Below are 24,376 nucleotides of genomic sequence, written 5' to 3'. Positions count from 1 at the left end.
TTTACCTAACGGTTAGGCAGGAACTTGGACGGATCGACAGGCTTGCCCTGCTGGCGGATTTCAAAGTGCAGCTTGACGCGGTCGGCATCGGAATCGCCCATTTCGGCGATCGCCTGGCCTTTGTTGACGCTCTGCCCTTCTTTCACCAGGATGCTGCGGTTATGCGCATAAGCCGACAATAAACTGTTACTGTGCTTCACGATAACAAGATTACCATAACCACGGATGCCGCTGCCAGCGTACATGACTTTCCCTGCGCCGGCCGCCACGACCTGCTGGCCGGCCTTGCCGGCAATATCGACGCCCTTGTTCTTGCCTTCGTCAAACGTACCGATCACCTTGCCTTCGGACGGCCACATCCAGCTGAGCTTTTCATCGCCGTTCGCCTGTGCGGCGGCGGCCGGTGCGACTGCCGGCGCGACCGCCAGTGAACCGGCAGCAGCTGGCCTGGCCGGCGTGGCGGCGGGCGCCGCCGGCGGCGTCTCGACCACGCCGGCGTCGCTGCGCAGCTCGGCCAGGGTTGCATCGGAATAGGCGCGCTTCTCGCCGCGCGGGCCGCTCTTCTTCGGCACTGCGGGCGCAGCCGGACGCACTTCGGTCACGGCCGGCATCACGATGGCCGAGGTCTGGGCGCCGCCCGTGTCGCCGGTTGGCGGCAGCACGCGCAGCACCTGGTCGACCTTGATGTCGTTCGGGTCGCCGATATTATTCCAGGCCACCAGGTCGCGGTAGTTCTGGCCGTGTTCGAGCGCAATGCGCAGCAGGGTGTCGCCACGCTTGACGGTGTACAGAGCGGGATCGCGGTCGCGCGCTTCGCTGGCGGCGGTGCTGCGCGGGGGCGCCTGGCGTTCCACCACCGGCGCCTGGACACCGGTGGTGCCGCATGCGCTGAGGATGGCTGCCAGCGTGATGCTGCCAAAAATTACCTTGGTTTGTTTAATCATTCGCATGTAGTTGTCTGTCCTGCTTGCTAACTGATCCACGGATCAGATGGTGCCCGGGCGCAACGGCACGAAGTGGCAGGCTTCCAGTTTTTCGCTGGTCCACTCCATTTTTCCTGCCCGGGTAATGAGTTGTAAATGCTGCAATTTGTCGCCCACCGGCGCCACCAGGCGCCCGCCTATCGTCAGTTGCTCCAACAGGGCTTGCGGCACTTCCAGGCCGGCTGCGGCCAGAATGATCCCGTCAAAGGGCGCCGCCTGCGGCAAGCCTAGCATACCATCTCCGTACTGCAAGCGCAGGTTCGGCACGCGCAGCGGCCGCAGATTGGCCTTGGCCAGTTCATGCAGTGGCTTGATGCGCTCGATCGAAAACACCTCCTTCGCCACGCGCGACAAGACAGTCGCCTGGTAGCCGCAGCCGGTGCCGATCTCGAGCACGCGCTGCAGCGCGCCGCCGTTGCGCATCACTTCGATCATGCGCGCCACGATATATGGCTGCGAGATGGTCTGCTGGTGGCCGATCGGCAGGGAAGCGTCGATATACGCCTGCGACGCCAGCGCCTCGTCCATGAACATATGGCGCGGCACGGCCAGCATGGCGTCGAGCACCACCTGGTCCTGCACGCCCTGCTTCACAATGCGCGCCACCATGGCGCGCCGCACGGCTTCGGACACCAGCGGATTCTGGCGCGGCGCCGCGGCTGTTGCCGGCTGCGCCCGCTCGTTGGCAATCGCCTGCGCGCGCGAGGGCGTGATGCCGCTGGGCGCGCCATACACGGGCACGCTGGCGCGTCCGGCGTTCTGCGCCTTGTTCTGGGTGGCCGTTTGCGGCGTGGCGATGCGCGATTGGGCCAGCGTGGGTGCGGCGCCCGGGCGCGACGGCTTGCCGGCCAGCGCGTCGAGCGACAGGGGAAAGCTGCGCGGTTTGTCGCTCATGCCAGGCCCTTGGCCAGCGCCTCGAGCTGCGTCACGTGGGTCAGGTCGATCTGCAGCGGCGTGATCGACACCTGCCCTTGCGCCACCGCATGAAAGTCGGTGCCGGGCCCGGCTTCGCGGGTGGCGCCCACCGGGCCGATCCAGAAGATTTCGCGCCCGCGCGGATCGAGCGCGCGGATCACCGGTTCGGCCGAATGGCGCTTGCCCAGCCGGGTGGCGGTGATGCCCTGCATCTGCTCGTACGGCAGGGCGGGAATATTGACGTTCAGCAGATACGGCTTGTGCAGTTCGTCAAAGCGGCGCTCGACGATATCGCGCGCCACGCGCGCGGCCGCGTCGAGATTGACCCAGCCATACTCGGCCTGCGAAAAGGCGATCGCCGGGATGCCGAACAGATAGCCTTCCGTGGCGGCCGCCACCGTACCGGAATACAGCGTGTCGTCGCCCATGTTGGGGCCGTTATTGATGCCGGATACCACCAGGTCGGGCCGCTCCATCATCATGCCCGTCAAGGCCACGTGCACGCAGTCGGTCGGCGTGCCATTGACATAATAAAAGCCGTTGCCCGCCTTGTTCACCGACAGCGGCCGGTCCAGCGACAGGGAATTGGACGCGCCCGAGCGGTTGCTGTCGGGCGCCACTACCACGATCTCGGCGATGCTCGCGAGTGCATCGGCCAGGGCGGCCAGGCCTGGCGCAAGGTAGCCATCGTCGTTACTGATTAGAATTCTCATGCCGAGATTTTACCCGAAGCAACCGCTGCCCTGCGCGCGTGATGATGCAATACAGCATTTTTTAACTTGCCGTCAGGCCAGCTCAGCGCTGCTCGATGCGCGCTTCCGACAGCGCGCCTTCCAGCGCCTGCACCTCGTCTTCCTGCAGGGCCAGCAGGGCGTCGAGATCGCCCTGCTGTTTGTACAGGCGCTTGAGCTGCGCCATGCCGCGCTTGCGCAGCTTGCCCGGCACGCCGGGACGCAGCAGGCACGATTTCAACTGATCGGCCAGCTCGCCCGCCTGGCGGAACTGCTCGCGTTCGACCATGCCCTGCAGCATGGCGATCATGCTCAGCAGCGTTTCATCCTCGCTTTCCTCGGCCAGGCCGGCATGATCGGCATGGCTGGCCAGGATGGCCTGCTGCTGCACGGTACCGGCCAGTTGCTGGCGGCTGTGCAAGGTATCGTGATGATGCTCGCCCAGCAGACGCGCATGCACTTCCAGCACCTGTTCCTGCACGCTGCGGGCGGCCTCGAGCTCGCCACGCCGCAGCAGGGCCTCGGCCAGCTTGCGCTGGCTCATCAGCGTTTCCGGATGATCGAGGCCGCGCGTGCGTTCGCGCGCCGCCACCTGGTTTTCATGCAGCTGGCGCGCACCGGCCCAGTCGCCCAGGCCAGCCACGATGTCGGCCAGGTGGTCGCGCGTGGCCAGCGTGGCCGGATGGTCGGGGCCCAGCGTGCGTTCCTGCGCCTGCAGCACGGCCTCCAGCAGCCATCGGGCGCCGTCCAAATCGCCCTGGCGCGCCAGCGCTTGGGCCAGCACCAGCTTGCTGTGCAAGGTATCGCCGTGCTCGGCGCCAAACAGGCGCGTGCGCGCCGCCACCACGGTCTCCAATACTTGCTGCGCCCGCCCGTGATGCCCCATGTGCAGCAAGGTGGCGGCGCGGCAGTCCATCGCGCCCAGGCTCAGCGGATGCTCGGCGCCCAGTTGCCGCGCATAGCTGTCCAGCACGCCTTCCTGCAGCGACAGCGCGGCCGCGTAATCGCCCTGGCGCGCCAGCGTCTGCGCCAGGCAGGCCCTGGCGGCCAGGGTGTCGGCATGCTCGGGCCCCTGCAGCCGTTCGCGCGTGTCGGCCACCTCCTGCTCCAGCTCGCGCGCTTCATCCAGCGCATCGAGCTGGCGCAGCAGGCGCGCCATGCCGCTTTTCACGGCCAGGGTATCGACATGCTCGGCACCCAGCAGGCGGGTGCGGATCTCCACGCTCTGGCGAAATGCGTCCAGCGCCTGCCCCGGCCGGCCATCCTTGCGGTACAGTTCGCCCAGACGCGCCAGGTCGCGCGCCAGGGGCAGGCCCACCGCCCTGCCCGGCTCGCTCTGCAGCGTGCGCCTGGCCTCATCGATGGCGGCCAGCAAGCCGATTTCGCGGCTGGACTGCCAGGGAAAATAGCCGCCCGTCAGCCACTGCAGGAAGGCTTCGAAGGTGCGCGTCAGCGAAAAACGGTCGCCGCCCTGGTCGATGCGCACGGCCAGCTGTTCGCCATAGGCAAACGTCTTGGTCTGCTGCAGCTGGACTTCATCGAAGTAGCTGTCGAGCGCGATCTGCGGCAAGCCGTACGAGCTGCGCAGCAGGCGCTCGAACATGGGCTGGTAGCCGGCGATGCCTTTTTGCGTGTCGCCACGGCGCCACTCGGCGCGCTGCACGCCGTCGCCCATCTCTATGCGCGAGGGCAAGGGATACACCAGCAGCTGGCGCTGTTCGTCTTCGTGGGTGCGGCGGTAGTCGATGGCGCGCGTCACCAGCGCATCGACGCCTTCCAGGCTCTGCCGGTTCGGCGTAAACACCACCACCAGCTTCTTCGGCAGCAAGGTGGTGCAGATGCCGGCACTGTCGGTGCGGCCGGTGCGCGAGTCGACCAGCACATAGCGGAAGTGGCGCGCCAGCGTATCGGCAAAACAGCGGAACAGCGCCGGACAGGCGGTAAACAGCTGGTCCCAGCGCATCTGCGCCAGCCGTTCGCTGTAGCTGGCGTCGAAACGCCCGGCCCGCATCAGATACAAGGGACTGCCCTGGTCGACGCGCACCACATATTGCTGCCAGTCGATGGCGTCAAGCACGCGCTGCGCCAGCATGGCGTCGTCCTGCGCCGCGCCGATGCGGTCAAGCTGCGCGCGGCAGGCCTCGAAAAACTCCAGCACGCCGGGACACTCCTCCTGCTGGGCAAAATAATGGTGCAGTCCCGGCGCTTCCATGTCCCAGTCCAGCATCAGCACCGGCACGCTGGCGTTCTCGCGGCGCGCCAGCAGCACCGCAATGTTCGACAGGGCCATGGTGCGGCCAGTACCGCCCTTGTAGGAATAAAAGGTAACGACTTCTCCGGGAGCGCTCAAAGGCGGCAGGGACAGGCGTGGGCATTCCATGGCAAGGACCTTTAGCGTGGGAAATGAGGGGGCGGCACCGCGCGCCACTGGGGCGGTATGTCGGGCAGCACGAAGCGGCTGCAGTCGTGGCCGGGCGGTGTCGAGCGTTTGAGCAAGTGATAATGGCGGGCGATGCGCTGCACGATTTTTTCAATATCGGGCAGGTATTGCGGATTCGATTTCAGGTCGCCGCTGGCCAGGGTATAGGCGGAAAAGTCCACGTAAAAGCCGGGAGCGGCGATTTGCGCCGGCAGGCCGTCCGGGTGGCGCGTCATGATGATGGGAATGATCAGGTGGCTGGGCAGCTCATACCATTTGCTGCGCTCCTGCTCGATCAGCTGCATCGCGGCAAACTCGCGCCGGGTATAGCCGTGCGCCTCGTACTTCGGGGTATACAACACGATCATGCAGACGCTCTCGCACATGGCGCGCGCCACGCGGCGGTCGAGATCATCGCCGCCGCCCAGTTGTTCGCTGTCGATGAACAGCGCGTCTTCGCGGTCCAGGTGTGGCTCCAAATAGCAAGAAAGGGCGTCAACCAGATCGTTCTTGAACTTGTTCATGAAATCAAAATTTCCATGCGCATAGCTCAAGAAACAGCCGTAGCGGATATCCATGGCATCCCCCCGTCTCCCGTGCAGCGCCACGATCGCTGCGCCCTGATTCAACAAGGCTGATACTCACTTTAAACCGCTGAGCACGTCCATGTTTGTGCTGGCGCAAACCTTGTCACGGCCGGGTTCGAACGCAAGGCATGCCAGAAATCAGCATAAACATGCCCGATTTTGGCATGCCAGACGCGCAGGCAAACCGCGCGGCCATGGACCATGTACTTGATTAAAAAGGGAAAATGGCCGGCGCAAGCGCGCCGGCCAGGAATTGCATCAGGACTTTGCCGGTAGCTGGCGGAAAAACTCGATGACCTCGGCGGTATCGCGCGTGCGCTTGAAAGGCGGCAGGCTTTGCCAGATCCGCTTGCCATATGGCTTGGAAATGAGGCGTGGATCGCAGATCATCAGCACGCCGCGGTCGCCTTCATCACGGATCAGGCGGCCGGCGCCCTGCTTCAGGTTGATGATGGCTTCCGGCAGCGAATGGTGCATGAAACCATTCTTGCCCTGCTTTTCCATCACCTCGATGCGGGCCGCCAGCACCGGGTCGTCGGGCGGCGCGAACGGCAGCTTGTCGATGATTACCAGCGACAGGGCGTCGCCGCGCACGTCGACGCCTTCCCAGAAGCTCTGGCTGCCGATCAGCACGCCATTGCCTGCCGCGCGGAACTGGTCCAGCAACTCGGTGCGGCCACGGTCGCCCTGCACGAACAGCGGGAAGTTCAGGCCGCGCTGCCTGAATTCGTCGGCCAGCCGTTCGGCCGCCCGCTTCACGGCGCGCAAGGTGGTGCACAGGAAAAACGTGCGCCCGCCGGCTGCCTCGATGATCGGCAGGGCGCAGTCGATCACGGCATCCGTGTAGCCCAGCGAATTGGGCTGCGGCAGGTTTTGCGGCACGAACAGCAGGCCCTGCTGGCCATAATCGAACGGACTCGGCCACGTATGCGACGGTTCGCCCGTCAGCCCCATCTGTTCGGAAAAATGCTTGAAGTCGTTTTTCACGGCCAGGGTGGCGGAGGTGAAAATCCAGCTGCGCGGCGTGCCTTCGCGCTGGTTGTTGAAGATCGGCGCGATCGACAGCGGCGTCTTGTGCAGCTGCAGGGAGCTGGAAAACGCCTCGACCCAGAACACGGCTTCCTCGCCGGCGGCAATCCTGGCCTTCGGGTCGAACTTCCAGCTGGAGAGCTGCTGCGCCAGTTCCACGCCGCGCACGCGGCACTGTTCCAGCGTTTCGGCCCGTTCGGCCTGGGTTTCCAGCACCGCCACCATGCCGTCCAGCTCGTCCTTGAGGGTGTCCAGCGCCGGGAAAAAGTCGCTCGACGGCGCGATCTGCGGCAGCGACAGGCGCACGATATCCTGCGGAAAGGTCAGGCGCAGGTCGCGCGCGGCCTTTTCCACCACCGTCACGGTTTTCGCCCAGTCGATGCCGCGCGCGTGCGCCAGGCCTTCGGCCAGCACGTCGCGGCACAGCTCGAGGATTTGCGAGGTCGACACCGTATTGCCGAAGAATAGCGTGGCCGTATCAGGCAGCTGGTGCGCCTCATCGAAGATAATGGTATTGGCCGATGGCAGCAGTTCGGCCACGCCCGTGTCCTTCAGCGCCACGTCGGCGAAAAACAGATGGTGGTTGACCACCACCACATCGGCCTGCTGGGCTTCCTTGCGCGCCTTCATCACGAAGCAATCCTGGTAATACTGGCATTCGGCGCCCATGCAGGTATCGCGCGTGGACGTGACCAGGTTCCAGATCATGGCGTTCTCGGGCACCTTGGCCAATTCGGCCTTGTCGCCGGAACTGGTCATCTTGATGAAGCGCGAAATTTCGCGCAAGTGGCCGACATCGTCGCGCGAGGTCATGCGGCCGTTCTGCAGCGTGCGTTCCAGGTGGTAATGGCAGACGTAGTTCGAGCGGCCCTTGAGCAGGGCCACCGAAACCGGTGCCTGCAGCGCGGCGCGCACGGTCGGGATATCGCGCAGGAACAGCTGATCCTGCAAGTTCTTGGTGCCGGTCGAGACAATTGTCTTGCCGCCCCACATCAGCGCCGGCACCAGGTAGGCGAAGGTCTTGCCGGTGCCCGTGCCCGCCTCGGCGATCAGGGTGGTCTGGCTGTCGATGGCGCTGGCAATCGCCTTGGCCATTTCGGTTTGCGAGCGGCGCGGCTTGTAGCTGCCCACGGCCGGGCCCAGCGGGCCACCGGCGCCGAACAGGCGTTCGATATCGGCATCGTGCTTGCCCGGTTCGGCAGCCGGTGCCTCTGCTGGCTCGGACGCCATGCCGTCTGCGCTGGCAGGCAATAAATGGTGATCGGTCAAAATAAACTTATGGTAAGCCCGGCGCCAGGGGGCGTCGCTCAGGCGGGAACATCGGGCACCAATTGCATTTTCAGCAAGGTGATATGGTCTTTCAATTGCAGTTTGCGCTTTTTCAGCCGGCGCAGCTGCAATTCGTCATGATGGCCATCGAGTACCAGCAACTCGATGACGGCGTCCAGGTCGCGGTGTTCCACGTCCAGTTCAATCAGGCGCCGCTGTATATGCTGTGCATCGCTCATGTGTTGCATTCCAGGCAATAATATGGAGTGGGCGCATGCGCCGGGCGCATGGGCAATCATCTGCGCCGGCAGAACCGGCAAGGCAGTAGTTTAACCTGCCGCGCGCAATCCGGCACGCCATTTCAGAGCACGGCGTTTGCGGCCGGACAGACGGGCGATCTAATTATCGCCGATCGGCGGTGGCGGCGCCTTCGCGGCTGCAGCGGCTTTGGCAGCCTTGGCGGCGGCGTTTTTTTCGCGTTCGGCCAGGCGGTTGGCCACGCGCTGCTGGCGTTTGACAGCCTCGGCCTGTTTGCGCGCGAGATTGGTCTCGCGCGCCGCGCGGCGCGGCGCCTCGGCGGCATCCTGCGCCGCCTGCTGCCGCACTGCGGCCGCATGCGCCGCTTCGCGCTCGGCCAGGGTCGGGCCTGCCGGCTTGACGGGCTTCACAGCGTCAGGCGTCACCACCTTCATGGTCTTCGGCGTGGCGGCTGTGCGTTCGGCCAGTTCATCGCTGGCGTCCTGCTGCGTGCGCGCCAGGTCCAGGTCGCGCAGGCGCACCGATTCGGCCCGCTTGAAATGGCTCGCTTCCGCTTCCACGGCGCGCAGGCGCACCAGGATCAGGCGGCGCGCCTCCTTGGCCTTGTCCAGGCAGTTATTGACGAAAAACTTGTCGTAGCATTCCAGTTCCCTGGCCGCGTAGGTGCTCTCGGCGGCTTCCCGCTCGCTCGACACCTGCGCCAGTTTGGCGTCGGCCTCGGCCATCGTCAGGGTGGCCGGCACCTGCGGCTGGCCTACTTCATCGAGCGCGCGGTTCTGCGTGGCACAGGCCGACAGCAGCAGCGCGCCTCCGAGCGCCATGATGAACTTCATTCTTGCCATTATTTTCATTGTGTCTGCCTTGCCTCAAACGATCGCGTCGGCTGCGCCGCGCTGTTCTTTTTCCATGTATTCGCGCGATTGCATTTCAATAATGCGCGATACCGTGCGGTGAAATTCATTGGCCAGCATGCCGTTGGTATACAACTGCTCGGGCGGCACTTCGGCCGACATCACCAGCTTGACCTTCTGGTCGTAAAACACGTCGATCAGCCAGGTAAAACGGCGCGCCTCGGACGACTGCGCGGCCGACATGGCCGGTATCGCCGACAATATCACTGTATGAAAGCGGCTGGCGATTTCAAGGTAATCATTTTGCGAGCGGGGCCCGCCGCACAGCGTGGCGAAATCGAACCAGATGATGCCGCCGGCGCGGCGCAGGCAGTGGATCTCGCGGTTCTCGATGCGGATGCGCGCGTCTTCGTCGGCCGTCTCGGCAATGCGCGCATACGCGTCGCGCAGCGCCTTGTCGGTGGCGGCGCCCAGCGGCGTGTAGTAACTTTCCACCTGTTCCAGCGCGCGGCCGCGATAGTCGACGCCGGCGTCGACATTCATCACGTCGAGTTTCTCTTTCAACAGCGCGATGGTCGGCAGCATGCGGTCGCGGTGCAGGCCGTCCGGATACAGCAGGTCGGGATCGTAATTCGAGGTCATGATGAACGACACGCCGTTGTCGAACAGGGCCGACAGCAGGTTGTACAGGATCATCGCGTCGGCGATGTCCGACACGTGGAACTCATCGAAACAGATCAACCGGTATTTCTTGGCAATGCGCTTGGCGACCTCGTCGAGCGGATCGGCCACGCCTTTCAGTTCATCGAGCTGCTGGTGCACGCCGCGCATGAACTCATGGAAGTGCAGGCGCGTCTTGCGCACCAGTGGCACCACCGAATAGAAACTGTCCATCAAAAAGGACTTGCCGCGCCCTACCCCGCCCCACATGTACACGCCTTTCGGCACGCTCGGGCGGTTGATCAGGCGCTTGAAGGTGCTCGAGCGCTGGCTCTTGTAGGCCACCCATTCGTCATAGCACCGTTGCAGGCGGTCGACGGCGCGGCGCTGTGCCGCGTCGGCCTTGAAATCGCGCTGCTGCAACGCGTTCTGGTAAAACTCTTCTACGTTCATGGGGCTCGATTCAACGCGCAGGGGCGCTGGCGGCCAAAGCCGCGAGCGCCCCTGTAAGACTAACTACGATTAAAAGTTCAGCGTACGCTTGTCAACCGCCAGCGCCGCTTCCTTGGTCGCTTCCGACAGGGACGGGTGAGCGTGGCAGATGCGCGCGATGTCTTCGGCCGAGGCCTTGAACTCCATCGCCACCACGGCTTCCGAAATCAGTTCGGACGCCATCGGGCCGACGATGTGCACGCCGAGGATTTCATCGGTGGTCGCGTCAGCCAGGAACTTGACCATGCCGGATGTGTCGCCCAGCGCGCGTGCGCGGCCGTTGGCCAGGAACGGGAAGGTGCCGGCCTTGTAGGCGATGCCTTCGGCTTTCAGCGTCTGCTCGGTCTTGCCGACCCACGCGATTTCCGGCGAGGTGTAGATCACCCACGGAATCGTGTTGAAGTTGGTGTGGCCATGCTGGCCGGCGATACGCTCGGCCACGGCAACGCCTTCTTCTTCGGCCTTGTGCGCCAGCATCGGGCCGCGCACGACGTCGCCCACTGCCCACACGTTCGGCAGGTTGGTCTTGCAGTCGCCGTCGACGGCGATGAAGCCGCGCTCGTCGAGCTGCAGGCCGACTTTATCGGCGGCCAGGCCGTTGGTGTTCGGCGTGCGGCCGATCGAGATGATCAGCTTGTCGAACACGGCGGTGACGGCTTCGCCCTTGGCATCGACGTACTCGACGGAGACATTGTCCGCGCCCGGCGTGATGGTGCCGATCTTGCAGCCCAGGCTGATCTTCAGGCCCTGCTTGGCAAACAGCTTGCCCGCTTCCTTGGCGATCTGCTCGTCGACCGCGCCCAGCAACACTGGCAGGCCTTCGAGGATGGTCACGTCGGCACCGAGGCGGCGCCAGACGCTGCCCATTTCCAGGCCGATCACGCCGGCGCCGATCACGCCCAGCTTGGCCGGTACGGCGTCGATCGCCAGTGCGCCGGTGTTCGACAGGATGACTTTCTCGTCGAATAGCGCGCCCGGCAGTTCGCGTGCGTTCGAACCGGTGGCGATGATGACGTGCTTGGTCGTCAACGTTTCATTGGCGGCGCCAGCGACGCTGATTTCATAGCCTTCGCCAGCGGCGCCGGCAAACGAGGCGCGGCCGTGGAAGAAGGCGATCTTGTTTTTCTTGAACAGGTACAGGATGCCGTCGTTGTTCTGCTTGACGACGGTGTCCTTGCGCTTGAGCATCTGGCCCAGGTTCAGCGACAGGCCGGCGACATCGATGCCGTGCTCGGCAAAGCTGTGGCCAGCGTGTTCGAAGTGCTCGGACGACTGCAGCAGCGCTTTCGACGGGATGCAGCCGACGTTGGTGCAGGTACCGCCAGGAGCGGCGCCGCCCTTGGCGTTCGACCATTCGTCGACGCAGGCAACGGTAAAGCCCAGCTGGGCGGCGCGGATGGCGGCGATGTAGCCGCCAGGGCCCGCACCGATGACGACTACGTCAAATTGTTTAGTACTCATGTTTTGTTATTCCAATCTCTTCGTCCGGGACGAAAATCCACAATAGAAGGTAAATCACCACGCCGAAGCCGAAGGTCAGCGTAAACAGCACGAACACCAGGCGCCAGATCCACGCTTCCATGCCGGAAGCGCGGCCCAGGCCGCCACATACGCCGCCCAGCCAGCGGTCGCCGCGCGAGCGCCGCAATCGGCTGAACTCCTGTACCAGGTCGTTCGCGGGACCGTCACCATAGGTGGCGGTATTGTCCGGGTTGATGCCGCCCAAAAGCCTGGCCTTCGCTTGCGCAAATTCGCTGTCGCTCAATGCGCCAGCCAGGTGCAACTCATGCAGACGCTTGATTTCTTCAGAGACGTTCATAGGGAATCCTCTTTGAGTTGAGATCAGCCAGCTGCGTCTTCTGGCACGGGTACAACGGTGCTGCCTGCACTGCCCCGGCGGCTGCGCCGGGGCAGGCGTGGTATTACAGGTCCAGCAACAGGCGGGCCGGATCTTCCAGCGCTTCCTTCATCGCGACCAGGCCCAGCACGGCTTCGCGGCCGTCGATGATGCGGTGATCGTACGACATCGCCAGGTAGTTCATCGGACGCACCACGATCTGGCCGTTTTCCACGACTGCACGGTCCTTGGTCGCATGCACGCCCAGGATGGCCGATTGTGGCGGGTTGATGATCGGGGTCGACAGCATCGAGCCGAAGGTGCCGCCGTTCGAGATCGAGAAGGTACCGCCGGTCAGGTCGTCCAGCGTCAGCTTGCCTTCCTTGGCTTTCGCGCCGAATTCACCGATTTTTTTCTCGATGTCGGCGATCGACAGCTGGTCCGCGTTGCGGATGATCGGCACCACCAGGCCGCGCGGCGAACCGACAGCGATGCCGATGTCGAAGTAGCCGTGGTAGACGATGTCGTTGCCGTCAACCGATGCATTGATGATCGGATACTTTTTCAGGGCGGCGACAGCGGCCTTGACGAAGAACGACATGAAGCCCAGCTTGACGCCGTGCTCTTTCTCGAACTTGTCCTTGTACTTGTTGCGCAGGTCGATCACCGGCTGCATGTTCACTTCATTGAACGTGGTCAGGATGGCGTTGGTCGATTGCGATTGCAGCAGGCGCTCGGCGATACGGGCGCGCAGGCGGCTCATCGGCACGCGCTCTTCCGGACGGTCGCCCAGGCTGGCGGCGCCCGGGGTGGCCACTTGCTGCAGCGCCGGCTTGGCGGCCACTGGTGCAGGCGCGGCGGCGGCTGGCTTGGCGGAAGCGGCCAGGGCATCGCCCTTGGTCACGCGGCCGTCTTTGCCGGAACCGGCGACGTCGCCGGCAGCCAGGCCTTTTTCGGACAGGATCTTGGCGGCGGCAGGCATGGCCACGTCGCCCTTGGTGGCGGCAGCGGCAGCGGCAGGAGCCGAGGCCGACGACGACGCTTCAGCAGCGGCAGCCAGGGCTGGCGCAGGGATCGCCGACACTTCCAGCGGGCTCACTTTGGCAGGACCATCGGTATCGATGATGGCGATGACTTCGCCAGCCACCACGGTGGCGCCGTTGTCCTTGATGATCTGCACGATCACGCCGGCGGCTGGTGCCGGCAATTCCAGTACCACCTTGTCGGTTTCGATATCGATCATGTTTTCGTCGCGCGCAACCGGCTCGCCGACTTTTTTATGCCATGCCAACAGGGTTGCTTCCGCAACCGATTCCGACAACTGGGGTACTTTGACTTCGATTTGTGCCATGTAAAACTCCGTTTATTTTGTTATTGCGGCGCCGCGGCTGCGTAGCAGCTGCGGCGCTCCGTCATCGATTACTTCGTGAGAATAAAGCCCTTCAGCTTCGAGAATGCCGTTTCCAGCAGGTCTTTTTGCTGTGCGTAGTGCTTGTCATAGTAACCGACAGCAGGCGACGCCGAAGCAGGACGGCCAGCGTAAGCCAGGCGCTGGCCGGCTTCCAGGCCTTCGAAGATGTTGTGCTGGATCTGGAACCAGGCGCCCTGGTTCTGTGGCTCGTCCTGGGTCCACACGACTTCGACCAGGTTCGGGAACTTTTTCAGTTCTGCAGCGAACGACTTGTGCGGGAACGGATACAGCTGTTCCAGGCGCACGATGGCCGTGTCGGTCTGGCCGCGGGTCTTGCGTGCGTTGACCAGGTCGTAGTAGACCTTGCCCGAGCAGGCAATCACGCGCTTGACTTTCTTGGCGTCGATCTTGTCGTCCACTTCGCCGATCACGGTCTGGAAGCTGCCTTTGGCCAGGTCGGTCAGCGGCGAGCCGGCGTCCTTGTTACGCAGCAGCGACTTCGGCGTCATGATCACCAAAGGCTTGCGGAACTGGCGCACCATCTGGCGGCGCAGCAGGTGGAAGATCTGCGAAGCCGTGGTTGGCTGCACCACTTGCATGTTGTTGTCTGCGCACAGCTGCAGGAAACGCTCGGGACGTGCCGACGAGTGCTCCGGACCCTGGCCTTCGTAGCCGTGCGGCAGCATCATGACCAGGCCCGAAGCGCGGCCCCATTTCACTTCGCCGGAGCTGATGAACTGGTCGATCACCACTTGCGCGCCGTTGGCGAAGTCGCCGAACTGGGCTTCCCAGATCGTCAGCGTGTTCGGCTCGGCGGTCGAGTAGCCGTATTCGAAGGCCAGTACGGCTTCTTCGGACAGGACCGAGTCGATCACGGTGAACGGCGCCTGGCTGTCGGACACGTTTTGCAGCGGAATGTAGGTACCGGCATCCCAGCGCTCGCGGTTCTGGTCGTGCAGCACGGCGTGGCGGTGAACAAAAGTGCCGCGGCCGGCGTCCTGGCCCGTCAGGCGGATCGCGTAGCCGGACGATACCAGCGAAGCGTAGGCCAGGTGTTCGCCCATGCCCCAGTCCAGGTTCATTTCGCCACGGCCCATGGTGCCGCGGTCGCCCAGTACTTTTTCAACCAGCGAGTGGACCTTGAAGTCTTCCGGCACGGTGGTAATGCGCGTGGCCAGGCGTTTCAGTTCGGTCATCGGCACGGCGGTGTCGGCCGAATCGGTCCATTTTTTGTTCAGGAACGGCAGCCAGTCGACCGCGTACTTGTTCTTGAAGTTCGAGATGACCGGGTCGACCGTGTGCTTGCCGGCGTCCATGGCGTCGCGGAAAGCGGCCACCATCTTGTCGCCGCCATCGGCAGGAATCACGCCCTGGGCCACCAGCTTGTCCGCGTACAGCTTGCGGGTGCCCGGATGCTGGCCGATCTTCTTGTACATCAGAGGCTGGGTCAATGCAGGCGTATCCTGCTCGTTGTGGCCCAGTTTGCGGTAGCAGATGATGTCGAGGACGATGTCCTTCTTGAATTCCATGCGGTAGTCGAGCGCGATCTGCGTCGCCAGCACCACCGCCTCAGGATCGTCGGCATTGATGTGCAGTACCGGCGCTTCGATCATTTTCACGACGTCCGAGCAGTACAGGGTCGAACGCGCATCGCGCGGATCCGAGGTGGTGAAACCGATCTGGTTGTTGATGACGATGTGCACGGTGCCGCCGGTGTGGTAGCCGCGCGTCTGCGCCAGATTCAGCGTTTCCATGACCACGCCCTGGCCGGCGAAAGCGGCATCGCCGTGCACCAGGATCGGCAGCACTTGCGCGCCCTGCGCGTCGCCGCGGCGGTCCATGCGGGCCTTGACGGAACCTTCGACCACCGGGTTGACGATCTCCAGGTGCGACGGGTTGAACGCCAGCGACAGGTGGACCGGGCCGCCTGCGGTAGCGATGTCGGACGAGAAGCCCTGGTGGTATTTCACGTCGCCGGCCGGCAGGTCGTCGCCGTGCTTGCCTTCGAATTCTTCGAACAGCTCCTGCGGTGCCTTGCCCAGGGTGTTGACCAGCACGTTCAGGCGGCCGCGGTGGGCCATGCCGATGACGATTTCCTGCACGCCTTTTTCGCCGGCGCGCTGGATGGTTTCATCCATCGAGGCGATAAAGGTTTCGCCGCCTTCGAGCGAGAAGCGCTTCTGGCCGACGTAGCGCGTGTGCAGATAGCGTTCCAGGCCTTCGGCCGCGGTCAGGCGATCGAGGATGTGGACTTTTTTCTCTGCGCTGAAATTCGGGGTGGAGCGGATCGATTCGAGTTTCTCCTGCAGCCAGCGCTTTTCGGCCGGGTCGGAGATGTACATGAACTCGGCGCCGATCGAGCGCGTGTAGGTGTCGCGCAGGTAGTTCAGCAGGTCGCGCAGGGTCGCGGTCTCAGGGCCGAAATAGGTATTGCTGATGTTGAACACGGTGTCCATGTCGGCATCGTTGAAACCGTAGAAGCTCGGTTCCAGTTCCGGGATCATCGGACGTTCCTGGCGCTGCAGCGGGTCCAGGTTGGCCCAGTGCGAACCGAGGTAGCGGTAGGCGGCGATCAGCTGCGTGGCGGCGACGCGCTTGCGGCCCATTTCGGCGTCGAACGAGGCGGTGACGGTGCGGATCGGACCGGCCTTGGCGCGCTCGGCGAACGAGGCGACCACGGAGGCGTGGGCGACGTCAGGCTTGTTGGAACCGTCGACGGCAGGCACGTGCTGCATCGCGTCGAAGTACGCGCGCCAGTTGTCAGGTACCGAGCCGGGATTGTTCAGATACGCTTCGTACAGGTCTTCCACGTACGGAGCATTCCCACCGAACAGGTAGGAGTTGGTCGTTAATTGTTGCATATATTGCTCACCTCTCTTCGCGCTTCGCGAGGAATTAGCGGGTTAATCTAACCTTCCGCGACACGGCCTGACCGGTTAGCGGATTGCACATCAAGTTGTGGGGAAGGGCTTGTTTATTGCACCAGCATTCTGCATAGCGTCATTTAGAATAGCACGCGGTATTGTAACGCAACAACCGCCGCCTGACTTTTATTTGGCAAGCAAATGTAAGCTTTGCGGGGCGTGCGCGCCTGATTGTTGCGCTGATGCGAATGGCGCGCCGCACCGTCCTGCCGCAAGCGGCTCAGAGTCCGGACAGGAAGCGCACGTAGTCCTGCGCACTGCGCCCCAGCCGCTCGGCATAGCCCTGCTCCGACGGACCGTCCTCGGCGCCGTAGAAGGCAAAGAACGGGCGCTTCTCGGCGCCGATATACGCCAGGGTCACGTCGAACGGCGCCAGCAGCTGCGCCAGGGTTGTGCGCCACTTGCCTTGCAGCGCGAAGTCCTGCTCGCGTATGCCGGCCGTGACGGCCAGCGCCACCTTGCGGCCGCGGAAGGCGTTGCCGCCGGCGCCGTAGGCCCAGCCATGTGCCAGCACCTCGTCGAGCCACTTCTTGAGCAGCGGCGGGCAATTGAACCAGTACACGGGGAACTGCAGCACCACGCTGCCGTGCGCCTCGACCAGCGCCTGCTCCCGCGCCACGTCGATCTGGCCGTCAGGGTACGCCTGCTGCACATCGTGGATGGTGTAGCGCTGCGGCTGCAGCGCCACTTCCTGCAGCCAGCGCCGGTTGGCGACCGAGGTGCCGATCGAGGGATGAAAAACGAGAACCAGGGTTTTCATATTGCTGCTTTCATGAGAAGGGAATCGGTGGGCACCAGGCTTCACCCCCGGAAAAGCAGGCAAGCCGGCACCCTGCCCCGTGGTACGGAGTCACGCCCGCAGAGGCAAAAACAGCATAGCGCTGGCGAGTACTTTTCACAAGTACGCACATTCAATGCTCATACAGTAAGAAAAGTAAGTAACTTGTGCGCAGCCAGCCTTCCTGCCCTGCGATTGTCCGTCGCCGCTAGGTGGCCCTGTGCCGCTCGCCCCACTCGCACAGCGTGTTGAGCACGGGGATCAGCGATACCCCTTTGCTTGAGAGGAAATATTCAACCTTGGGCGGGACTTGCGGGTATTCCTTGCGGACGATCAGCGCATCGGCTTCCAGTTCCTTCAGGACCACGCTCAGGGTCTTGAAGGCGATGCCCCCGAGATGGCGCTTGAGCTCGTTATGCCGCAGCACCTTGTTTTCCGCCAGCGCATACAGGATCAGCATCTTGTACTTGCCGCCGATCAGCGACAAGGTGTGGCCAAAGCCCGTCTCGCCCAGTGCCACGCCGCCGGGGGCGCAGGTTTCTTCGTTCATCACGTTCCGCTTGCTGTTGATCCTCGGTGAGCATACCAGCCTGGCGCCTGCCAGCCAGGATTTGGGCGCATAAAAAAAACGAGCCACCAGGCTCGTTTTTTTGCGCCGGGCGCGCAGGCCCGGCAGGAACATGGCGCCGTAACTTAAGCGCGCTTGTCCAGTGGCAGTACTTCACGCGTGGTCGAACCGACGAACAACTGGCGCGGACGGCCGATTTTCTGTTCCGGATCGGCGATCATTTCGTTCCACTGCGCGATCCAGCCGATCGTACGGGCCATGGCGAAGATACCGGTGAACAGCGATACCGGGATGCCCAGTGCGGACTGCACGATGCCCGAGTAGAAGTCGACGTTCGGGTACAGTTTGCGCGAGACGAAGTATTCGTCGTTCAGTGCAATCTTTTCCAGCTCCATCGCCAGCTTGAACAGCGGATCGTCCTGCAGGCCCAGTTCGGCCAGCACTTCGTAGCAGGTTTCGCGCATCAGCTTGGCGCGCGGGTCGAAGTTCTTGTACACGCGGTGGCCAAAGCCCATCAGCTTGACGCCCGAGTTCTTGTCCTTGACCTGTTCGATGAAGGCAGGGATGTTCTCGACGGTGCCGATTTCCTTCAGCATGTTCAGTGCCGCTTCGTTGGCGCCGCCGTGGGCAGGGCCCCACAGGCAGGCGATGCCGGCAGCGATACAGGCGAACGGGTTGGCGCCCGACGAACCGGCCAGGCGGACGGTCGACGTCGAAGCGTTCTGCTCGTGATCCGCGTGCAGGATCAGGATGCGGTCCAGCGCGCGCACCAGCACGTCGTTGACCTTGTACTCTTCGCACGGGTTGGCAAACATCATGTGCATGAAGTTGGCGCTGTACGACAGGTCATTGCGCGGGTACGTGAACGGCTGGCCGATCGAGTACTTGTAGGTCATGGCGACCAAGGTCGGCATCTTGGCGATCAGGCGGATGGCCGACACTTCGCGGTGGCGCGGGTCGTTGATGTCGAGCGAATCATGGTAGAACGATGCCAGCGCGCCGACGGTGCCGACCAGGATCGACATCGGGTGCGCGTCGCGGCGGAAGCCGCGGAAGAAAAATTGCATCTGCTCGTGCACCATCGTGTGCTTGGTCACGGTGTCGACGAACTTGGCTTTCTGCTCCGCGTTCGGCAATTCGCCGTTCAGCAGCAGGTAGCACGATTCCATGAAGTCGGCGTTGACGGCCAGCTGTTCGATCGGGTAACCGCGGTACAGCAGTTCGCCCTTGTCGCCGTCGATGTAGGTGATCGACGAGTTGCACGAGGCGGTCGACATAAAGCCTGGGTCGTAGGTGAACTTGCCGCTACCGGCGTACAGCTTGCGGATGTCGATGACGTCCGGGCCGACGGTGCCTTTGTAGATCGGAAATTCAAGCGATGGGCTGCCATCGGAGAACGACAGGGTAGCTTTTGTGTCAGAGGTATTCATGGGCTCTTCCTTCTCGGGAGTGAGTCGAAATTAAAATCAAAAATTCTGGCTGCAATTCGCCTCGCATCGTGCGAAGCTACAGCGCGCCACTCGCACCGTTTGCAATATATCGCCCAGGCGTCTAGGCAATGCGCAGTCGTTGCAGCAGTGCGCGCACATGCGGCAGATCGACTTCGCCTTCCGGCTCTTTACGGGCCAGTACCAGATCCATTAACGCATTGTCCGACAAATCGAGCAAACGCGTCAGCGCGTCGACTTCCTCGTCGGTCAATTCGGTTTCATACGCATCGAGAAAACGGGTCAGGATGATGTCGTTTTCCAGCAGGCCACGGCGCGAGCGCCAGCGCAGGCGGGCGCGGTTGGCCGGGTCGGCCTGATGCGAGGACAAAATTGATTCTGTCATTGGGTTTTACCATCTTGCGCGTGCCGTCAAAAAAAACGGCACGGTACTGCTTTTGCCGGCACCGCAAACAGGGCAAGGGCCACTCCCCTGCCCTGCCAGCGCCGCCGGCGGGATACGTTCTGAACGGTCAGATCGCGCGGCGTACCATCAATTCCTTGATCTTGCCGATCGCCTTGTTCGGGTTCAGCCCTTTCGGGCAAACGTCGACACAGTTCATGATCGAATGGCAGCGGAACAGACGGTACGGATCTTCCAGGTTGTCCAGGCGCGCGCCGGTGGCTTCATCGCGCGAATCGGCGATGAAACGGTAGGCTTGCAGCAGGCCGGCCGGACCGACGAACTTGTCCGGATTCCACCAGAACGACGGGCACGACGTGGAGCAGCATGCGCACAGGATGCACTCGTACAGGCCATCGAGCTCTTCGCGCTGTTCCGGCGTCTGCAGGCGCTCTTTTTCAGGCGGGATCGATTCGTTGATCAGGAACGGCTTGATCGAATCGTACTGCTTGAAGAATTGCGTCATGTCGACGATCAGGTCGCGGATCACCGGCAGGCCTGGCAGCGGACGCAGCACGATAGGCTCGGTCAGCTCGTTCAGGTTGGTGGTGCAGGCCAGGCCGTTCTTGCCGTTGATATTCATCGCGTCCGAACCGCACACGCCTTCGCGGCACGAGCGGCGCAGGGCCAGCGAGTCATCGACGTCCGACTTGATGCGCTGCAGTGCGTCGAGCAGCATCTTGTCGGTGTCTTTCAGTTCGACCGTCAGGTCCTGCATGTACGGCTTGGCGTCCTGGTCGGGATCGTAGCGGTAGATTTTGAATTTGAGAGTACGTGCCATGGTATAGCCTTAGAAAGTACGTGGTTTCGGTTTGAAGGTATCTACCGTCAGTGGCTTGGTCACGACTGGCTTGTAGTCCAGGCGGTTGCCTTCCGAATACCACAGAGTGTGCTTCATCCAGTTGTCGTCGTCGCGGGTCGGGTGATCGTCCTGGGCGTGCGCGCCGCGCGATTCCTTGCGCGCCGCTGCCGAAACGATGGTCGCTTTCGCCGTTTCGATCAGGTTGTCCAGTTCCAGCGCTTCCACGCGGGCAGTGTTGAACACCATCGACTTGTCCTTGAAGGAGACGTGCTTGCGGCGCTCGTCGAGCTTCATGATTTCTTCGACGCCCTTGTTCAGCATCTCGTCGGTACGGAACACGCCGCAGTACTTCTGCATGGTGGCGCGAATGTCGTTCGCCACGCCCTGCACGGTTTCCGTGCCGGTCGAGTTTTCCAGGCGCGCCAGGCGGCCCATCGCAAAATCGGCTGCGTCGGCTGGCAATGGCTTGTTTTCCTTGCCTTTCAGGCCGCTGTTGACGATATGGTTGCCGGCCGCGCGGCCGAACACCACCAGGTCGAGCAGCGAGTTGGTGCCCAGGCGGTTGGCGCCGTGCACCGAGACGCAGGCGCATTCGCCGATCGCGTACAGGCCATTGACGACCTGAGCCGACTTGTCCGGGCCGGTCGGGGTGACGACCTGGCCATGGATATTGGTCGGGATGCCGCCCATCTGGTAGTGAATCGTCGGCACGACAGGAATCGGTTCCTTGGTGGCGTCGACGTTGGCGAACTTGTGGCCGATTTCCAGGATCGACGGCAGGCGCTTGGCGATGGTGTCGGCGCCGATATGGCGCAGGTCCAGCATCACGTGATCCTTGTTCGGACCGCAGCCGCGGCCTTCCTTGATTTCCTGGTCCATCGAACGCGACACGAAGTCGCGCGGCGCCAGATCCTTCAGGGTCGGCGCGTAGCGTTCCATGAAGCGTTCGCCTTCCGAGTTGATCAGGATGCCGCCTTCGCCGCGCACGCCTTCGGTGATCAACACGCCCGCGCCGGCCACGCCGGTCGGGTGGAACTGCCAGAATTCCATGTCCTGCAGCGGCAGGCCGGCGCGTGCCGCCATGCCCATGCCGTCGCCGGTGTTAATGAAGGCGTTGGTCGAGGCGGCAAAGATACGGCCCGCACCGCCGGTGGCCATGACGGTGGTCTTGGCTTCCAGGATCATGCATTCGCCGGTTTCCATTTCCAGCGCCACGACACCGATCACGTCGCCGTCGGCGTCGCGGATCAGGTCCAGCGCCATCCATTCGACGAAGAAGTGGGTACGGGCGCGCACATTGCGCTGGTACAGCGTGTGCAGCAGGGCGTGACCGGTACGGTCGGCTGCCGCGCAGGCGCGCTGCACCGGCTTTTCGCCGAAGTGGGCCGTGTGGCCGCCGAACGGACGCTGGTAGATGGTGCCGTCAGGATTGCGGTCGAACGGCATGCCGAAGTGTTCCAGCTCGTATACGACTTTTGGTGCTTCGCGGCACATGAATTCGATGGCATCCTGGTCGCCCAGATAGTCGCCACCCTTGACGGTGTCGAACATGTGCCAGAACCAGTTGTCTTCGGCCATGTTGCCGAGCGAGGCGCCGATACCGCCCTGCGCTGCCACGGTGTGCGAGCGGGTCGGGAAAACTTTCGACAGTACAGCGACGTTCAGGCCGGCTTCAGCCAGCTGCAACGACGCGCGCATGCCGGAACCGCCGGCGCCAACGATCACCGCATCAAAGCGGCGGGTAGGAATTGCAGATTTATATGCTGCCACGATTACACACTCCAGAGTATCTGTACCGTCCAGCCGGCACAAGCGATCAACCACAGCATGGTGGCAATTTGCAGGGTCAGACGGAGGCCAGCGCTTTTCACGTAGTCCATCCAGATGTCGCGTACGCCGACCCATGCGTGGTAAAACAGCGCCAGGAACGTTACCAGGCTGAATAATTTGAACCATTGCTGAGCGAACAGACCAGCCCAGCCTTCATAGCTGAAGTTTTGTCCGGTCAGGAACGAGACCAGCAGGATGGCGACATAGGCCACCATGACGATGGCGGTGACGCGTTGCGCCAGCCAGTCGCGCAAGCCGTAGTGGGCACCGACGACGAGGCGTTTCGGTCCGATGTTATTGTCTGCCATGTTTAAAATACTCCAAACAGTTTCAAAGCGACCAATGCGGTCAGCACCAGGCTGACGACCAGCACGGACGAGGCGGTCTTGCGTGCCGATTGTTTTTCAATCGCGACGTGCACATCCATGAACAGGTGGCGGATACCGGCGCAGAAATGGTGCAGGAAAGCCCAGACCAGGCCCAGCGTGATCAGCTTGACGAACCAGTGCGAGGCGATGCCCTGGAAGTAAGCGTAGGACATTTCGGAACGCAGGCTCAGTTCCAGCATGTACAGGATGCACGGCAGCAGGGCGAAAATGATGAATCCGCTGATACGGTGCAGGATCGAGACGATGGCGCCAACCGCCATGCGGTAGTTCGACAATTCGGTAACATGAATGTTACGGAATTGCGGCCGTTCTTTTTTTGGTACTTCTTTTACGGCTTCAGACATAACAAAAACCTCCCCTTTGAACTGAACTAAATATTGGAAGCCGCGATTTTCGCCGATTTTCGCAGGCCATACCACTATCTATTGTTACATATAACCAAAATGGTTTTTTACTACACAATCCCGCGCTACTTTCCGTAGTTCACGTAATTTAATTACAGAAACGCAGGCAAAACGCCAGCATGGCGCACGCTTTGCCTGCAATCTCTGCTGTCTCCAGAACCGGCCTTGCGGCCGGCCCTTTTCAAACGATGGACTTCAGCCTGTCCGCTTGTTCGGGCGCCAGGCGCCCCGCGGCTTCAGCTGAGTTCATTCTGATAATGGTGGCGCGTGGTCAGGTACAGGCCGCGGCGCAGCTCGACCGGCTTGTCGCCATAGGTAAACGACACGCGCTCGGAACTGAGCATCGGCGTGCCGGGCGCAATGCCCAGCAACTGGGCTGCGCCCTCGTCGGCGCACACGGCGCGGATCTGTTCGGACGCGCGTATCATGCGCGTGCCGAATTCGGTTTCGAACAGGCCATACATCGGCCCCTTGTATTCCACCAGGCGCTCGGCCGTCAGGCCCTTGAAGATCAGGCCGGGCAGCCACAGCTCTTCGATGATGGTCGGCACGCCGTCGAAATACTGGACCCGCTTGATGAAGATGACGGCGTCGCCGGACTTCAATTCCATCAGGCGCGCCACGTCGGCCGGCGCGCGCACGCGCTTGACTTCGATGAACTTGCTTTCGGGGTAATGCGGCACGCCTTCGTCCGGCACCAGGCGCAGGAAGCGGAAATGCGCGCGCGCCTCGTGATGGGTCGACACGAACGTGCCCTTGCCCTGGCGGCGCATGACGAGGTTTTCGGCCGCCAGTTCGTCGATCGCCTTGCGCACCGTGCCCTGGCTGACCTTGAAGCGGCCGGCCAGCTCGACTTCGCTGGGAATCAGTTCGCCCGGCTTCCATTCGCCCGACTGCAGGCTCTGCGTGATCAGCGCCTTGATCTGCTGGTACAGCGGACTGAAGGTGGGCGACGCGGCAGCGGCGGATGCGGCCGGAGCGGCAGGCGCAGGAGCAGCCGGATTGGCAGGCGCCGGCGCTGCGGTGGCAGCTGCTGGCGGGGTTGGCGTTGCCGGGGTGCCCGCGGTCGGACTGACCGCCCCGCTTGCAGCAGTGGCATTGTTGGTCAGATTGGACGAGGCGGAATTCATAGTCCGACATTTCAACACAAATCACTGCGCGCGTCCAGTAAAAACCCTGGAGTTATCTGTCTTATATAAGACATAAGATATGATTGACAGATAGGAATCGGAGGCCTAAACTGCCCCCGATAAAACTGGTGTACCAGTGTTTTGTGTTGTTGGCCAGCCACTCTGACCAGTATCAGCACACGCGCGACGGCAGCACTCACCGGCAAATCGGTGGCGCGA

The 24,376-nt window shown here is 62.7% G+C and carries 22 protein-coding genes; all 22 read right to left on the bottom strand.

What is annotated here, in order from left to right; translation table 11 throughout:
• Nucleotides 1-5 precede the first annotated feature (5 nt).
• The 22 genes from RTQ46_RS10115 to RTQ46_RS10010 all read right to left on the bottom strand — a co-directional run bounded on the left by RTQ46_RS10115 (nucleotide 6) and on the right by RTQ46_RS10010 (nucleotide 24,157).
• The gene (locus RTQ46_RS10115; RefSeq protein WP_312436342.1) at nucleotides 6-944 is read right to left on the bottom strand and encodes a peptidoglycan DD-metalloendopeptidase family protein; all 939 of its coding nucleotides are present in this window, start codon (nucleotides 942-944) and stop codon (nucleotides 6-8) included.
• Nucleotides 945-986: 42 nt separating this feature from the next.
• Nucleotides 987-1,877 (bottom strand): protein-L-isoaspartate(D-aspartate) O-methyltransferase, encoded by an 891-nt coding sequence (locus RTQ46_RS10110; protein WP_312436298.1) that lies wholly within the window; start codon nucleotides 1,875-1,877, stop codon nucleotides 987-989.
• Nucleotides 1,874-2,611: a 5'/3'-nucleotidase SurE gene (gene surE / locus RTQ46_RS10105; protein WP_312436297.1), complete on the bottom strand. Its 738-nt coding sequence runs from the start codon at nucleotides 2,609-2,611 to the stop codon at nucleotides 1,874-1,876. Before surE ends, RTQ46_RS10110 begins: the two co-directional genes overlap by 4 nt.
• A gap of 82 nt (nucleotides 2,612-2,693) precedes the next feature.
• Nucleotides 2,694-5,009, bottom strand: a complete 2,316-nt coding sequence (locus RTQ46_RS10100; RefSeq protein ID WP_312436296.1) for a tetratricopeptide repeat protein — start codon at nucleotides 5,007-5,009, stop codon at nucleotides 2,694-2,696.
• 11 nt (nucleotides 5,010-5,020) lie between these two features.
• Entirely contained in the window at nucleotides 5,021-5,626 is a 606-nt protein-coding gene (locus tag RTQ46_RS10095; RefSeq protein ID WP_312436295.1) for a toll/interleukin-1 receptor domain-containing protein, read from the bottom strand.
• Nucleotides 5,627-5,893: 267 nt separating this feature from the next.
• Nucleotides 5,894-7,894: an ATP-dependent DNA helicase gene (locus RTQ46_RS10090; RefSeq protein ID WP_312436294.1), complete on the bottom strand. Its 2,001-nt coding sequence runs from the start codon at nucleotides 7,892-7,894 to the stop codon at nucleotides 5,894-5,896.
• Nucleotides 7,895-7,971: 77 nt separating this feature from the next.
• Complete coding sequence (locus RTQ46_RS10085; RefSeq protein ID WP_065310554.1) at nucleotides 7,972-8,172, bottom strand: YdcH family protein; 201 nt, start codon at nucleotides 8,170-8,172, stop codon at nucleotides 7,972-7,974.
• 159 nt (nucleotides 8,173-8,331) lie between these two features.
• Nucleotides 8,332-9,033: a hypothetical protein gene (locus RTQ46_RS10080; protein WP_312436293.1), complete on the bottom strand. Its 702-nt coding sequence runs from the start codon at nucleotides 9,031-9,033 to the stop codon at nucleotides 8,332-8,334.
• 24 nt (nucleotides 9,034-9,057) lie between these two features.
• Nucleotides 9,058-10,155, bottom strand: coding sequence for a cell division protein ZapE (gene zapE, locus RTQ46_RS10075; RefSeq protein ID WP_312436292.1), 1,098 nt, complete (start codon nucleotides 10,153-10,155; stop codon nucleotides 9,058-9,060).
• Between the two features lie 69 nt (nucleotides 10,156-10,224).
• Nucleotides 10,225-11,655 carry a dihydrolipoyl dehydrogenase gene (gene lpdA / locus RTQ46_RS10070; protein WP_312436291.1) on the bottom strand — a complete coding sequence of 477 codons (1,431 nt, stop codon included), beginning with the start codon at nucleotides 11,653-11,655 and terminating at the stop codon, nucleotides 10,225-10,227.
• Nucleotides 11,645-12,013: a PspC domain-containing protein gene (locus RTQ46_RS10065; RefSeq protein ID WP_312436290.1), complete on the bottom strand. Its 369-nt coding sequence runs from the start codon at nucleotides 12,011-12,013 to the stop codon at nucleotides 11,645-11,647. The genes lpdA and RTQ46_RS10065 overlap by 11 nt, the downstream gene beginning before the upstream one ends.
• 103 nt (nucleotides 12,014-12,116) lie before the next feature.
• Entirely contained in the window at nucleotides 12,117-13,382 is a 1,266-nt protein-coding gene (gene odhB, locus RTQ46_RS10060) for a 2-oxoglutarate dehydrogenase complex dihydrolipoyllysine-residue succinyltransferase (RefSeq protein ID WP_312436289.1), read from the bottom strand.
• A gap of 68 nt (nucleotides 13,383-13,450) precedes the next feature.
• Nucleotides 13,451-16,303, bottom strand: a complete 2,853-nt coding sequence (locus RTQ46_RS10055; RefSeq protein WP_312436288.1) for a 2-oxoglutarate dehydrogenase E1 component — start codon at nucleotides 16,301-16,303, stop codon at nucleotides 13,451-13,453.
• A gap of 283 nt (nucleotides 16,304-16,586) precedes the next feature.
• The gene (locus RTQ46_RS10050) at nucleotides 16,587-17,126 is read right to left on the bottom strand and encodes an NAD(P)H-dependent oxidoreductase (RefSeq protein ID WP_312436287.1); all 540 of its coding nucleotides are present in this window, start codon (nucleotides 17,124-17,126) and stop codon (nucleotides 16,587-16,589) included.
• A gap of 226 nt (nucleotides 17,127-17,352) precedes the next feature.
• Entirely contained in the window at nucleotides 17,353-17,694 is a 342-nt protein-coding gene (locus RTQ46_RS10045) for a helix-turn-helix domain-containing protein (RefSeq protein WP_312436286.1), read from the bottom strand.
• Between the two features lie 143 nt (nucleotides 17,695-17,837).
• Complete coding sequence (gene gltA, locus RTQ46_RS10040; RefSeq protein ID WP_312436285.1) at nucleotides 17,838-19,142, bottom strand: citrate synthase; 1,305 nt, start codon at nucleotides 19,140-19,142, stop codon at nucleotides 17,838-17,840.
• Nucleotides 19,143-19,263: 121 nt separating this feature from the next.
• Nucleotides 19,264-19,545 carry a succinate dehydrogenase assembly factor 2 gene (locus RTQ46_RS10035; protein WP_034752073.1) on the bottom strand — a complete coding sequence of 94 codons (282 nt, stop codon included), beginning with the start codon at nucleotides 19,543-19,545 and terminating at the stop codon, nucleotides 19,264-19,266.
• Nucleotides 19,546-19,672: 127 nt separating this feature from the next.
• The gene (locus RTQ46_RS10030; RefSeq protein WP_312436284.1) at nucleotides 19,673-20,383 is read right to left on the bottom strand and encodes a succinate dehydrogenase iron-sulfur subunit; all 711 of its coding nucleotides are present in this window, start codon (nucleotides 20,381-20,383) and stop codon (nucleotides 19,673-19,675) included.
• A gap of 9 nt (nucleotides 20,384-20,392) precedes the next feature.
• The gene (gene sdhA / locus RTQ46_RS10025) at nucleotides 20,393-22,174 is read right to left on the bottom strand and encodes a succinate dehydrogenase flavoprotein subunit (protein ID WP_312436283.1); all 1,782 of its coding nucleotides are present in this window, start codon (nucleotides 22,172-22,174) and stop codon (nucleotides 20,393-20,395) included.
• A gap of 2 nt (nucleotides 22,175-22,176) precedes the next feature.
• Complete coding sequence (sdhD, locus tag RTQ46_RS10020) at nucleotides 22,177-22,542, bottom strand: succinate dehydrogenase, hydrophobic membrane anchor protein (RefSeq protein WP_312436282.1); 366 nt, start codon at nucleotides 22,540-22,542, stop codon at nucleotides 22,177-22,179.
• A gap of 2 nt (nucleotides 22,543-22,544) precedes the next feature.
• Nucleotides 22,545-22,967 (bottom strand): succinate dehydrogenase, cytochrome b556 subunit, encoded by a 423-nt coding sequence (gene sdhC, locus RTQ46_RS10015; RefSeq protein ID WP_312436281.1) that lies wholly within the window; start codon nucleotides 22,965-22,967, stop codon nucleotides 22,545-22,547.
• A gap of 296 nt (nucleotides 22,968-23,263) precedes the next feature.
• Nucleotides 23,264-24,157: a GntR family transcriptional regulator gene (locus tag RTQ46_RS10010; protein ID WP_312436280.1), complete on the bottom strand. Its 894-nt coding sequence runs from the start codon at nucleotides 24,155-24,157 to the stop codon at nucleotides 23,264-23,266.
• Nucleotides 24,158-24,376: the final 219 nt, after the last annotated feature.

The organism is Janthinobacterium sp. (genome assembly GCF_031995485.1).
In the GTDB taxonomy this organism is placed as follows: domain Bacteria; phylum Pseudomonadota; class Gammaproteobacteria; order Burkholderiales; family Burkholderiaceae_D; genus Janthinobacterium.
Note: the sequence above shows the minus strand (reverse complement) of the source record. Positions and strands in the feature narration are given on the sequence as shown.

Excerpts from the sequence above, each read along its gene's own strand:
- sdhD (WP_312436282.1), bottom strand. The coding sequence starts at position 22,542 with ATGGCAGACAATAACATCGGACCGAAACGCCTCGTCGTCGGTGCCCAC.
- RTQ46_RS10010 (WP_312436280.1), bottom strand. The coding sequence starts at position 24,157 with ATGAATTCCGCCTCGTCCAATCTGACCAACAATGCCACTGCTGCAAGC.
- RTQ46_RS10055 (WP_312436288.1), bottom strand. The coding sequence starts at position 16,303 with ATGCAACAATTAACGACCAACTCCTACCTGTTCGGTGGGAATGCTCCG.
- gltA (WP_312436285.1), bottom strand. The coding sequence starts at position 19,142 with ATGAATACCTCTGACACAAAAGCTACCCTGTCGTTCTCCGATGGCAGC.
- RTQ46_RS10090 (WP_312436294.1), bottom strand. The coding sequence starts at position 7,894 with ATGGCGTCCGAGCCAGCAGAGGCACCGGCTGCCGAACCGGGCAAGCAC.
- surE (WP_312436297.1), bottom strand. The coding sequence starts at position 2,611 with ATGAGAATTCTAATCAGTAACGACGATGGCTACCTTGCGCCAGGCCTG.
- RTQ46_RS10050 (WP_312436287.1), bottom strand. The coding sequence starts at position 17,126 with ATGAAAACCCTGGTTCTCGTTTTTCATCCCTCGATCGGCACCTCGGTC.
- sdhC (WP_312436281.1), bottom strand. The coding sequence starts at position 22,967 with ATGTCTGAAGCCGTAAAAGAAGTACCAAAAAAAGAACGGCCGCAATTC.
- RTQ46_RS10115 (WP_312436342.1), bottom strand. The coding sequence starts at position 944 with ATGATTAAACAAACCAAGGTAATTTTTGGCAGCATCACGCTGGCAGCC.
- odhB (WP_312436289.1), bottom strand. The coding sequence starts at position 13,382 with ATGGCACAAATCGAAGTCAAAGTACCCCAGTTGTCGGAATCGGTTGCG.
- zapE (WP_312436292.1), bottom strand. The coding sequence starts at position 10,155 with ATGAACGTAGAAGAGTTTTACCAGAACGCGTTGCAGCAGCGCGATTTC.
- RTQ46_RS10030 (WP_312436284.1), bottom strand. The coding sequence starts at position 20,383 with ATGGCACGTACTCTCAAATTCAAAATCTACCGCTACGATCCCGACCAG.
- RTQ46_RS10110 (WP_312436298.1), bottom strand. The coding sequence starts at position 1,877 with ATGAGCGACAAACCGCGCAGCTTTCCCCTGTCGCTCGACGCGCTGGCC.
- lpdA (WP_312436291.1), bottom strand. The coding sequence starts at position 11,655 with ATGAGTACTAAACAATTTGACGTAGTCGTCATCGGTGCGGGCCCTGGC.
- RTQ46_RS10085 (WP_065310554.1), bottom strand. The coding sequence starts at position 8,172 with ATGAGCGATGCACAGCATATACAGCGGCGCCTGATTGAACTGGACGTG.
- RTQ46_RS10080 (WP_312436293.1), bottom strand. The coding sequence starts at position 9,033 with ATGGCAAGAATGAAGTTCATCATGGCGCTCGGAGGCGCGCTGCTGCTG.
- RTQ46_RS10095 (WP_312436295.1), bottom strand. The coding sequence starts at position 5,626 with ATGGATATCCGCTACGGCTGTTTCTTGAGCTATGCGCATGGAAATTTT.
- RTQ46_RS10045 (WP_312436286.1), bottom strand. The coding sequence starts at position 17,694 with ATGAACGAAGAAACCTGCGCCCCCGGCGGCGTGGCACTGGGCGAGACG.
- RTQ46_RS10065 (WP_312436290.1), bottom strand. The coding sequence starts at position 12,013 with ATGAACGTCTCTGAAGAAATCAAGCGTCTGCATGAGTTGCACCTGGCT.
- RTQ46_RS10100 (WP_312436296.1), bottom strand. The coding sequence starts at position 5,009 with ATGGAATGCCCACGCCTGTCCCTGCCGCCTTTGAGCGCTCCCGGAGAA.
- RTQ46_RS10035 (WP_034752073.1), bottom strand. The coding sequence starts at position 19,545 with ATGACAGAATCAATTTTGTCCTCGCATCAGGCCGACCCGGCCAACCGC.